At 64.8% G+C, this 9659-nt stretch carries 11 protein-coding genes; 9 read left to right on the forward strand and 2 right to left on the reverse strand.

Translation table 11 applies throughout. From position 1 onward, the window contains the following. The first annotated feature begins 203 nt into the window (after positions 1-203). The 5 genes from P3H15_RS45940 (at position 204) to P3H15_RS45960 (ending at position 3024) form a co-directional block, all read left to right on the forward strand. Positions 204-1232, forward strand: coding sequence for a substrate-binding domain-containing protein (locus P3H15_RS45940; RefSeq protein ID WP_276143403.1), 1029 nt, complete (start codon positions 204-206; stop codon positions 1230-1232). A gap of 182 nt (positions 1233-1414) precedes the next feature. Next, positions 1415-1630, forward strand: a complete 216-nt coding sequence (locus P3H15_RS45945; RefSeq protein ID WP_276143404.1) for a hypothetical protein — start codon at positions 1415-1417, stop codon at positions 1628-1630. A 156-nt stretch (positions 1631-1786) separates the two neighbouring features. Next, entirely contained in the window at positions 1787-2053 is a 267-nt protein-coding gene (locus P3H15_RS45950) for a hypothetical protein (RefSeq protein WP_276143405.1), read from the forward strand. Positions 2054-2568: 515 nt separating this feature from the next. Next, positions 2569-2766 (forward strand): helix-turn-helix domain-containing protein, encoded by a 198-nt coding sequence (locus P3H15_RS45955; RefSeq protein WP_276143406.1) that lies wholly within the window; start codon positions 2569-2571, stop codon positions 2764-2766. 135 nt (positions 2767-2901) lie between these two features. Next, positions 2902-3024 (forward strand): hypothetical protein, encoded by a 123-nt coding sequence (locus P3H15_RS45960; RefSeq protein WP_276143407.1) that lies wholly within the window; start codon positions 2902-2904, stop codon positions 3022-3024. Positions 3025-3472: 448 nt separating this feature from the next. On the opposite strand, the gene P3H15_RS45965 is transcribed toward P3H15_RS45960, so the two are convergent. Continuing rightward, positions 3473-4423 carry an amidohydrolase family protein gene (locus tag P3H15_RS45965; protein WP_276143408.1) on the reverse strand — a complete coding sequence of 317 codons (951 nt, stop codon included), beginning with the start codon at positions 4421-4423 and terminating at the stop codon, positions 3473-3475. Between the two features lie 118 nt (positions 4424-4541). Beyond that, positions 4542-5171 carry a TetR/AcrR family transcriptional regulator gene (locus tag P3H15_RS45970; RefSeq protein ID WP_276143409.1) on the reverse strand — a complete coding sequence of 210 codons (630 nt, stop codon included), beginning with the start codon at positions 5169-5171 and terminating at the stop codon, positions 4542-4544. A 139-nt stretch (positions 5172-5310) separates the two neighbouring features. Between P3H15_RS45970 and P3H15_RS45975 the strand changes: the two genes are divergently transcribed. From P3H15_RS45975 to P3H15_RS45990, 4 genes are all read left to right on the forward strand, one after another. Further along, positions 5311-6900 (forward strand): bifunctional 3-(3-hydroxy-phenyl)propionate/3-hydroxycinnamic acid hydroxylase, encoded by a 1590-nt coding sequence (locus P3H15_RS45975; protein ID WP_276143410.1) that lies wholly within the window; start codon positions 5311-5313, stop codon positions 6898-6900. Between the two features lie 11 nt (positions 6901-6911). Then, the gene (locus P3H15_RS45980; RefSeq protein WP_276143413.1) at positions 6912-7751 is read left to right on the forward strand and encodes an alpha/beta fold hydrolase; all 840 of its coding nucleotides are present in this window, start codon (positions 6912-6914) and stop codon (positions 7749-7751) included. A 25-nt stretch (positions 7752-7776) separates the two neighbouring features. Beyond that, a complete protein-coding gene (locus tag P3H15_RS45985; protein ID WP_276143411.1) occupies positions 7777-8793 on the forward strand; it encodes a VOC family protein in 1017 nt (338 codons plus the stop codon). Positions 8794-8864: 71 nt separating this feature from the next. Continuing rightward, positions 8865-9614 (forward strand): amidohydrolase family protein, encoded by a 750-nt coding sequence (locus P3H15_RS45990; protein WP_276143412.1) that lies wholly within the window; start codon positions 8865-8867, stop codon positions 9612-9614. Positions 9615-9659: the final 45 nt, after the last annotated feature.

A 9659-nucleotide genomic window follows, 5' to 3' on the forward strand; every position in this document is an offset into this window, starting at 1 on the left:
CCCGACAGCGCGGAGGGTAGACACGCCTTCACGGCAGCAGTCACCGAGGCCAAACACCTTGCCGTGGCAAAGCCCTCCTCGGCAGCCTCAGCCAACGCCTGCTCCTGAGCGTCCCCATACCCGTGCTCGCGATCAAATCCCCCGAGGACTAGACCCCATCGGACTTTCGGCTTGCCACACCCAACACAACAAGGAGCAATGCCATGACCCGGTCCAACGCTGCGTCGTCGACGAGAAAGCGACGACCCGCACACAGGTTCACCGCCGTAGCCGGTGCGAGTGCCGTGATCGTCGCACTTGCCGGATGCTCGGCCACCGGCGGCAAGCCCGAATCGTCCGGCAGCGGAATGTCGGCAGGATCCGCCGACACCCCCCGATCGACGATCGCCATGATCACCCACGAAGTGCCCGGAGACTCCTTCTGGGACCTGGTCCGCAAGGGCGCCGAGACCGCCGCGGCCAAGGACAACATCGAACTGCGCTACTCCTCGGACCCCGAGGCACCCAATCAGGCCAACCTCGTCCAGAGCGCCATCGACAGCCAGGTCGACGGCATCGCCCTCACCCTGGCAAAACCCGACGCGATGCGCACCGCCGCGGCGAGCGCGGACGCTGCCGGAATACCGTTGGTCGCGTTCAACTCCGGCCTCGATGCCTGGAAACCGCTGGGCGTCAAGGAATACTTCGGGCAGGACGAGGCAATCGCCGGAGAAGCCGCCGGCCAACGGCTCACCGAGGACGGCGCCCGCAAGACACTCTGCGTCATCCAGGAGCAAGGCCACGTCGGCCTCGAAGCACGATGCGCCGGCGCGACGAAGGGATTCTCCGGTCAAACCGAGATCCTCAACGTCAACGGCAAGGACATGCCGTCCGTCGAAGCCACCATCACCGCGAAACTGCAGCAGGACCCCGCCATCGACCGCGTCCTCACGCTGGGGGCACCGATCGCACTCACCGCCGTACAGTCGGTGAGCAACGCGGGCAGCGACGCGAAAGTGGTCACCTTCGACACGAACGCCGAACTGGTCGACGCGATCAAATCCGGAGACATCCAATGGGCAGTCGACCAGCAACCCTTCCTCCAGGGCTACCTCGCGATCGACTCACTGTGGCTGTACCTGAACAACGGGAACGTCATCGGAGGCGGTGCACCGACCCTGACCGGACCCGCCTTCATCGACCAGTCCAACATCGACTCGATCGCCGAGTACGCACAGGCCGGAACCCGCTGAACACTGCGACCGGCACCTCCCCACGAACTACGTCGCTGCACCCCGCAGCGCATCCGGTCCCCAAGGAGGGCCCGACCCACAGCTCGAGGCGAATCGGAACGCAGTCCTCGAGGATCTCGATCGAATTCTCATGATGGCCCGGGCGCCATTGGATGCCCCATCGAAGGCAGGACGAAGCGACGATGCCTGACAATGAGCCGCTCCTGACCTACGCCCAGGTCGGTGAAATCATCGGATTCTCAGCGGGAGTCGTCGCAGGCATGATGCGCCGGGGCGAACTCGCTCGGGTGGTGCTCTCGCCGCGCAAGCATCGCATAATCCCGGCAGATCTTCGAGCGTTCATCGCCGCGCGCCGGCAGAATTCCAACCTCGCCTGGGCGGCGGTTGTATCACGCTGAACGCCACCGACGACAACCTCACCGGTGCAGTCCCCCAGACTGGCTGCATCAGTAGCGCCCCGTCAGCCCAACCCCCTGGTGCAGGCGGGGCGTTCTTGTCGCCCCCGGTCCTGACCGTGCACCCGGCACGTTCCACGCCACAACGAAAAGACACTGATGAACATCTTCACTCCCGGTGCGGCGTCCATCGTACTTGCTGCGGCCGCCGGCAGTACTGTCACCACGACGATCACCAACAACACTGGCGCGGACCTGTTCTGCATGGTCTACGGCACGACACCGGGCACGAATCCCGAAGTAGACCCGATTGCCTTCTCGGCCGGATTGGGCGACAAGCTCACCGGCGGCGCGCCCGATCCGGTCACCATTCCGGCCGGCGGCAGCCCCGCACCACCTCGTGGGCCCTTCCTCTTCGGTTCATAGTCCAGGGCGTCGCATCACGGCCGCGCACCTGAGAGTGCAGTCATCTGCACGGGACCTTGCGGCCCGTCGAGCAACGATTATGACGAGATTATTCAGGAGTAGTGGCCTCGAGCACGGCGGCCGCTACCGTCCACTGCAGGATCTGTTCAACAACGCCGCGAACCGCGGCCCTGCAGGGGCTCCCGGTCTTCGGCGACGCGAGCGACGACTTCCACCCGAACGGCAGGGCGGGTGTGCGTCGCGATCGCCGATCGCTTGCTCGAGGGCGATATCGGTGCGGAACTGACGGGCGGCGGAATGCGCGAAAAGACGCCCGCGCGGGCCGGGTGACGTCCGATAATCGACACAGGTCGGGGGCGACCCCGAGATAGGTGGTGCCCGATGATCGGACTCGGCGAAAGCTTGTATGTCTGGTTCCCGTTCCTCTACCCGACAGTGCAGTGGTAAACCTCCTAGCACTGACCAACCAACGCGAAACGGTGTGGACGTCAATCTAATCGAGCACGATGTCTAGAATGAGCCTCCCCCTACTCCTGACCGTGCGAGACACCGCACAGATGCTCAGCGTCTCGGAGAAGACCGTCCAGCGCATGTATCGGTCCGGGGAGATCGCGTACGTGCGCATCGGACGGTCACGCCGGTACATCCGGATCCCCGCCGATGAGGTCAACAAATGGGTACGGCTGCGGCTGCGCCATCCCCTTCGAGACTGATCCAGAGAGGACGAAATCCATGCAACTGCAGATGTGGATCTGACAGCAGCTCGGCGACCATGTTTGGTACATCCCGATCCCCGGCTTCCGCGAGTGGATGGGAATCCGGTAGGCAGCACCCAGAAGGAGATTGGAATGGGCAGCTTCATTCATCTGGCAGGAGATAGCTGGAGCATGTGGTCGCCATTCCCGCCCGCGGTTACGTTCTGGCTGATCGATGTCATTGACCAGCTGTGGGGGGTGGGGCTTCTCGGGTGACCGGGCTGTCACAGCGTTGTCACTGCGCCAGTTGAATTACCGCGGATTCCAGTGGACGAGTCCGTAGCCTTGTCGCAGGTGGGTGGCCCGATCGGAAACCTCAGTGGACATCCCGAATTGGTCCGGCCGACGTCCCAAACTGAATACGCGGTTCGATTCCCGTCATCGGCTCCATCGGGTGTTCACCCATTGGCCTTGGAATTTCAACTTACACGGGTGGTGAGGGCGGCGTGTGCGGCACGGAAGTGCCAGCGCGCGCTACTGATTCGATCCCGTATCCAGGCATTCGGATACTGATCCCGAACTGTCACATCCGATACGCGTCCGGACGGACCACCGGAGCGGGCGCGCTTGAAAGGGTCGACAGCCGCGCTCGGAGGCGGCTCACCCTGAACGGTCAATCAGACCCACGCGCCAGATCCAGATCCACCGGCATCTCGATGGTCCCTCAGCGAACACCAGCGGGTTCAGTATGCGCAAACAGAGCTTCGGCACTGGTGCTGTTAATCGCGTCTCGGGTGTGCTGGTCGAGGGTTTCGTTGCTGTCGAGCAGACTATTGAAGTAGGCGCCGGCCATCGCGGGTGCGAACGGCCAGTCGCTGCCGTACAGCACACGGCCCGGTTGCGCGAAGGCGAGCAGGCTGGGCAGGGCGGCGGGACTGCCGGACAGAGCCGTGTCGTAGTAGAAGTCGGCGAAGTCGCGCAGTGCCTCGAACGGATCGCGAGCGCCGGTGGCGACCATTGCCAGTGAAATCCGGTGGGATGCGTAAGGAAGGAAACCACCGGCGTGCGAGAGGATGAACCGTAGATTCGGGTAGCGGCGAAGGACGTTGTTCTTGACGAGGTTGAACGCGGCGCGGGTGGTGTCGAGCAGGAAGTCCATCGCGAAGGACGGGATGCCGTCGACCGACGGTCCCGGGAGTTCACCGGGGTGGACGAGCACGATCGCGTGGTGCAGGTCGAGTATTTCCATCAGCGGATCGAATGCCGGATCGCCCAGGTACTGGCCGCAAGAATTGGCGAGCAGGATCACTCCGTCGGCATGCAGGGTCGACAGCGCGCGCTCGGCCTCGACGATCGCCCCCTCCACGTCGGGCAGTGTCAGTGTGGCGAAGAAGCCGAACCGGTCCGGGTGCGCCTGTACGACCTCAGCGGTGTAGTCGTTGACCACTCGGGACATGGTGCGTGCCTCGGCGTCGTCTCCGAGGTGCACGCCCGGGGTCGACACCGACAGGACGGAGCGAGTGATCCCGAACTGCTCAGCGACCTCGAGCGCACCGTCAATGGTCCAGTGCGGCACATCGATACCTCCGGCGCGGCCGACGTTGTGGGAGTTGAGCCACTTGCGGTAGTCGGGAGGAACAACGTGCTGGTGCAGGTCGATACGTTGGGGAATCATGGTGGTCCTAGTCGGTCGTGGCGTGTGATGCGTGGTGAACCCGAGCGTTGCCGTTTTCGCCTTCCGGTGGGGCTTCGAGCAAAGTTGACCTGCTCAACGGCGTAGGCGCCGGCGAGGATCAGGTGGTTCCTTCCGATGCGGTCAGGCGAACCGCCGCGTCGTAGAGGAGGTGCGCGTGCAGTTCGAACAATTCGAGAAGGTCGATGCTGTCGCCGCCGATTTCCTTGGCGATGAACAGCCCGTCCGCCGCGGCCATCGAATACGTGGTCAGCAGCTGGATCGAATGCTCTGCCAGGTCAGGGGCGAACTCACGTACTGTCCGGGCGATGCGGCGCTGTGCGTCCTCCCGCACCGCGAGGAACACTGTCCGGGCTTTCGCTTCGACGGGTCTGTGCTCGAGGGTGAGCATCAGACCGAGTCGTAGGAAGTCCGGTGAGTCCAGCAGCGCCTTGGCGACCTGCGTTGCCAGGGCCGAGAGTCGCTCGCGCGGGCTGTCTCCGTCCGGCACGGACCACGCGGTGAGCCAGGTTCCGAAGCTGCGCTCGATGACTGCGGCGATCAGTTCGTCTTTGTCCTTGAAATGCCAGTAGATCGAACTCGCGGGCAGTCCGCTCTTCTTGCTGACCAGCGCAATGCTGGTGCCGTCGTAGCCGCGTTCGGTGGCCACTTCCACGGCCGCGTCGAGGATTTTCAGGCGTGATTCCTCACCGTTGGCGCGGCGACGGCGAGGCTTCGTCTCGTCGGTCACGATTTCCTCCTCGGGTTCGCGGTGTGTTGACTCTCACCTACTCCCACCTTACTGTAGTGATCACTACGGGAACAACCCCACGCTCGGCTCCGGCCCTTCCGGCCCTTCAGCCACCATCGACCCCACGAGAGGTCTCGACGTGACCGACCAACCGACCTATGACGTCGCCGTCATCGGCTACGGCCCCACCGGCGTGACGGCCGCCAACATCCTCGGCCATATGGGCCTCAGAGTGCTTGTCGTCGAACGGGACTCGGACATCTATTCCCGTGCTCGCGCCATCTCCACCGACGAGGAAGTGTTGCGGATCTGGCAGCACGTCGGTCTGGCGGATCGCCTCACCGCGGACATGCTCGCGGACAAACCGGTTGCCTTCGTCGACGCGGACGGCACGTCGTTCGCCGAGATGAAGCCGATTTCACGCGGGTCGGGGCATCCGCCGCAGCAATTCATCTACCAGCCTGCGGTCGAACAAGTCTTGCGTGACGGGGTCGATCGCCTTCCCGACGTGGAGATACTCCTCGAGCACGAGTGTCTGCGCGTTCTCCAGACCGGCACGGACGTCGAATTGATGCTCGCCGACCTTCGACAGGATGTGTTCAAGCGCGTCCGCGCGTCGTATGTGATCGCCGCGGACGGTGGTTCGAGTCCGACCCGTACCCAGCTCGGCATCGGTTACGAGGGCAAGACGTACGGCGAGCGGTGGGTGGTCATCGACACCGAAGTGATCCGCGAATGGGACGGCCACGACCGACTCCGCTTCCACTGCAACCCCGCCCGACCGACCGTCGACTGCCCGACACCGCTCGGCCACCACCGCTGGGAGTTCCCCGTCCGCGACGGCGAGGACGAGAAGGAACTGGTCACCGACGCCGCGATCTGGCGGATACTCCACAACCAGGGCATCACGAGCAACGACGTGAAGATCCTGCGCGCCGTCGTCTACAGCCACCACGTGCGCTTCGCCGACCGGTGGCGAGTCGGCCGCGTGTTTCTCGCCGGCGACGCCGCCCACGCCATGCCGCCGTGGATCGGGCAGGGCATGTCGGCCGGGGTACGCGACGCAGCGAACCTCTGCTGGAAACTCGGTGCCGTGCTGTCCGGTTCGCTGCCCGAATCGGTCCTCGACTCCTATCAGACCGAGCGCATGCCGCACGTGCGGGAAGTGACCAACCGGGCGGTCAAGACCGGCCGGCTCATCACCGAACGCCGGCCCGCCGTTGCGGCGCTGCGCAATCACTTCTTTCGCGCCGCGATGAAGGTTCCCCGCTTCCCCGAGTGGCTGCGTGATCGCCGTTGGATTCCCGACGCGCGCTACCCCGCGGGGTTCCTCGCGAACTCGGCGAACGCGGCGGTCGGGTGGCAGATTCCGCAGCCGTGGGTTCTCGACGAGGAAAGCAACCGGGAACGCCTCGACGACGTGATCGGTGGGCAGTGGGCGATCGTGCACCTCGGTCCGGCCCGAGAGTGGCGCCCGTGGCGCACGGTGGGCGTTCCCCTCATCGAGGTGAAACCGGCCTGCGCGCCGTGCGGACCGAACGCGGTGGTCGACACCGACGGACTTCTCATCGCCTGGATGCGGAAGAAGGGCGTCACCGCCGTGGCGCTGCGGCCCGACGCCTTCGTCTACGCGGCCGAAGTCCCCCGCGACCCGCTGCCGCCACCGCCCGCCGGCCTCACCGTCCGCTCCCGACCACGTCCATCCATCAACCCGAGGACTGCCCCGTGAACACCGAATCCATGACGACCACCACCTACCGGGTGAACGGCAAGGACATCTTCGTCGCCGAAACCGGTGAGGGCCCTACCGTTCTCCTGCTGCACGGCGGTGGCCCCGGAGCGTCGGGAGTATCGAACTACTCCCGCAACATCGACGAACTCGCGAAGCATTTCCGGGTCGTCGTACCGGACCTGCCCGGCTACGGCCGCTCCACCAAAGGCATCGACCAGAACGATCCGTTCGGATACCTCGCAGACTCGATCCGCGGGCTCCTCGACCGGCTCGGCATCGAGCAGGCGCATCTCGTCGGCAACTCCTACGGCGGCGCCTGCGCACTGCGCCTGGCACTCGACACCCCGGAGCGCGTCGACCGCATGGTGCTGATGGGCCCCGGCGGCATCGGCACCACCCGCGGACTCCCCACCCCGGGTTTGCAGAACCTGCTGTCCTATTACAGCGGATCCGGCCCGTCGCGCGACAAGCTCGCGACGTTCATCCGCGAGTACCTGGTGTTCGACGGCAGCGCCGTCCCCGAGGACGTCATCGACACCCGCTACGAGTCGAGTGTCGACCCGGACGTCGTCGCCGACCCACCGCTGCGGCGCCCGTCCGGCCCCCACGCGCTGCGGACCCTGTGGCGGATGGACTTCACCCGCGACAAGCGGCTGTCCACACTGCAGACACCCACCCTGGTCGTGTGGGGCGCCCGGGACAAGGTCAACAAACCCAGTGGCGGTCGGATGCTCGTCGAGACGATGCCGCACTGCGAACTGGTGGTGACCTCCGAGACCGGGCACTGGGTGCAGTGGGAACGCGCCGACCTGTTCAACGAAATCACCCACCGCTTCCTGAGCGCCTGACCATCCCCTCGACGAGGAGTCGACCATGCCTAACCCTTTGACGTCACCATCCGTGTTCGGAAACGTTCACCTCGGCTACATCGTCGTCGAGACCGAGAAGTTCGCCGACTGGCGGCGTTTCGGCAGGGACGCGATCGGAATGCACCTCGACGACCTCACCTCCGACGCGATGCGTTTCCGGCTCGACGAGAACGAATGCCGTTTCCTGCTCAGGCGTGGTCCCGCCGAGGACGTCACCGCACTGGGTTGGCACCTCGACGACCACACCTCCTTCGACCGGATCGTGGCGCGGGTCACCGGGCACGGGGTTCCCGTCACCTGGGGCACCGAGGAAGAAGCAGCTCTGCGCGGTGTCGAACGGCTGCTGCGGTTCCCCGGACCCAACGGACTGACCCAGGAGATCTACACCAAGGCCCACACCGGGCCGATGCCCCTCCACATGCACAACACCGGATTCGTCACCGGCGACGCCGGCATGGGGCACGTCGCCATCACCTCGAAGAAGCCGCACCAGGTTCGCGGCTACTACGACACCGTCTTCGACGCTCGCCTCACCGACTACATCGACGAGACCATCAGTGGCGTGAAGCTCAAGATCCGGTTTCTCCGGGTCAACGAACGCCACCATTCCGTGGCGATCGCCGCCGTGCAGAGGCTGCCCGTCAACCCGATCCGCACCCGCGTGCAGCACCTCAACATTCAGGTCGCCGAACTCGACGACATGACCAATTCCTATCTGCGCGTCAAGGAATTGGGTTTCGACATGGCCCTCGGCGTCGGGCAGCACACCAACGACCGCGAGCTGTCCTACTACGCCATGACTCCCTCCGGTTTCGAATGGGAGGTCGGCTGGAACCCGATCACCATCGATGAAGAGACCTGGGAACCCACCACCCACCAGGGCATCAGCATCTGGGGGCACACACCTGTCGGTCAGACGATCATCGACAAACTCGCCCAATTCAAGCTCGGCGCCAGGTCCGTGGTCCGACGCGAGGACACCGTCCCGGCCCTCAGCGGCACCGGCATCCAAGACGACTGAACAAACCGGTCACCAACCAGCTGCCGAGGCCACACACATTCGAGAAGGAACCTGTGACAGAACAACCGCCTATGACCAATGACACTCTGCTGAGCCGCCGCAAGCTCCTCGGTGGTATTGCCGCCGCAAGCGCGGCCGCCGCCATCGCTCCCACCGCCGTTGCAGCGGCCGGGCCCGCCGCGCACCGCCAAGAAGCGGCCCCCACCGGGACCTACCGCATCGACATGCACGCGCACTTCCTTCCTCCCGAGTATCGCGCATCGCTCCTGGCGCATGGACACTTCACCATCGGTGGATACCCCACCCCCGACTGGTCCCCCGAATCGGCAATAGACTTCATGGACCGCTACGGAATCCAGGCGCAGGCACTGTCGGTCTCGGACCCCGGGGTCGAATTCCTCTCAGGCACAGAAGCGGCAGAGATGGCGCGCTACTGCAACACCTACGCCGCCGATCTGTTCACGCGGTATCCCACCCGATTCGGCGGCCTCGCCGTTCTACCAATGCACGACATCCCCACCGCGCTCCGGGAACTCGAGTACGCGCTCGACACCCTCCACCTCGACGGCGTTGTCTTACTCTCGGCCTACGACGGAGCCTACCTCGGCGATCCCCGCTTGAAACCACTGATGCTCGCCCTCAATGCCCGTTCGGCATATGTGTTCGTCCACCCCGCGGCAATTCCCGCCGACGCGAAACCTGAACTGCCCCTGCCGAACTTCCTCGAAGAATTTACTTTCGACACCACTCGCGCGGCGACGCTTCTCATCGCCGGCGGTACCCTCGCCCGCTACCCGAGTATCCGATTCCAGCTAGCGTGAGTTTCCTAGGTAGCCGAGTTTTCGTGTCGCGTCGTGCGTGTTGAG

The sequence above is a fragment of the Rhodococcus sp. T2V genome, assembly GCF_029269925.1.
In the GTDB taxonomy this organism is placed as follows: Bacteria; Actinomycetota; Actinomycetes; order Mycobacteriales; family Mycobacteriaceae; genus Rhodococcus_F; species Rhodococcus_F koreensis.

Excerpts from the sequence above, each read along its gene's own strand:
- P3H15_RS45940 (WP_276143403.1), top strand. The coding sequence starts at position 204 with ATGACCCGGTCCAACGCTGCGTCGTCGACGAGAAAGCGACGACCCGCA.
- P3H15_RS45945 (WP_276143404.1), top strand. The coding sequence starts at position 1,415 with ATGCCTGACAATGAGCCGCTCCTGACCTACGCCCAGGTCGGTGAAATC.
- P3H15_RS45950 (WP_276143405.1), top strand. The coding sequence starts at position 1,787 with ATGAACATCTTCACTCCCGGTGCGGCGTCCATCGTACTTGCTGCGGCC.
- P3H15_RS45955 (WP_276143406.1), top strand. The coding sequence starts at position 2,569 with ATGAGCCTCCCCCTACTCCTGACCGTGCGAGACACCGCACAGATGCTC.
- P3H15_RS45960 (WP_276143407.1), top strand. The coding sequence starts at position 2,902 with ATGGGCAGCTTCATTCATCTGGCAGGAGATAGCTGGAGCATGTGGTCG.
- P3H15_RS45965 (WP_276143408.1), bottom strand. The coding sequence starts at position 4,423 with ATGATTCCCCAACGTATCGACCTGCACCAGCACGTTGTTCCTCCCGAC.
- P3H15_RS45980 (WP_276143413.1), top strand. The coding sequence starts at position 6,912 with ATGACGACCACCACCTACCGGGTGAACGGCAAGGACATCTTCGTCGCC.
- P3H15_RS45985 (WP_276143411.1), top strand. The coding sequence starts at position 7,777 with ATGCCTAACCCTTTGACGTCACCATCCGTGTTCGGAAACGTTCACCTC.
- P3H15_RS45990 (WP_276143412.1), top strand. The coding sequence starts at position 8,865 with ATGACCAATGACACTCTGCTGAGCCGCCGCAAGCTCCTCGGTGGTATT.